We start from the raw sequence: 644 nt of genomic DNA on the forward strand, positions 1-644 counted from the left end.
CGCAACAGCAAGGCGCGACCGGCGCCGTTGTCGAGGCGCTTGATGCGTTCCTGACGGTCGCGGGTGATGCGCAGTCGGTTGCCGTAACCGTCACTGATCGTCGTCAGCCGACCGTTATGAAAGTGATAGAAACGCACGTCTTCGCCAGCCTGGGCGAGGATCAGTTCCTCGGGTTCATCGCCCAGATAAATCGCCGCCCGCGACAGGCTGTTGTGAATCGCCGGGCGCTCGACGTTCGGTAATGGAAAAGAGGTGCGACGATTTTCGTGGTCGATCCAGATGACATTGTCGCCGTCGATTTCCAGTCGATGGGCGAGGCTATGACTCCAACCGAAACCGAGGCCGCAATCGATCTCCGCCGCACTGGTGCGATAGAGCCGGGTGAAGTCGAACGGCAAAATTCCGTCCAGCGAACCGTCGATCAGAGTCAGCAGTTCTTCGCCGGTAACCATCGACACCGGGCAGTTGTGGGTCGCGGTTTTATCTGCCGAATCGGCGCTGTCGCCGTTGGGGTTTTTCGCCTGAGTCGGGGCGTCGACGTGAGGTTCGTGTTTTTTCAGCGTGGTGTTCTTGCGACCATTCCAACGCAGCTGCATCCGACCTTTTTTCAGACCCGCGGCGACGCCTCGGGCCGCGACTTTTTT

Annotated in this window: 1 protein-coding gene; it reads right to left on the reverse strand. The window is 59.5% G+C overall.

Translation table 11 applies throughout. The features are described from left to right. Window positions 1–644: DUF6531 domain-containing protein (locus AC1RPZ_RS27335; RefSeq protein ID WP_493141020.1), on the reverse strand; the 644-nt coding region annotated here is incomplete at both ends.

This window comes from Pseudomonas sp. GW822-FHT02D10 (assembly GCF_058802345.1).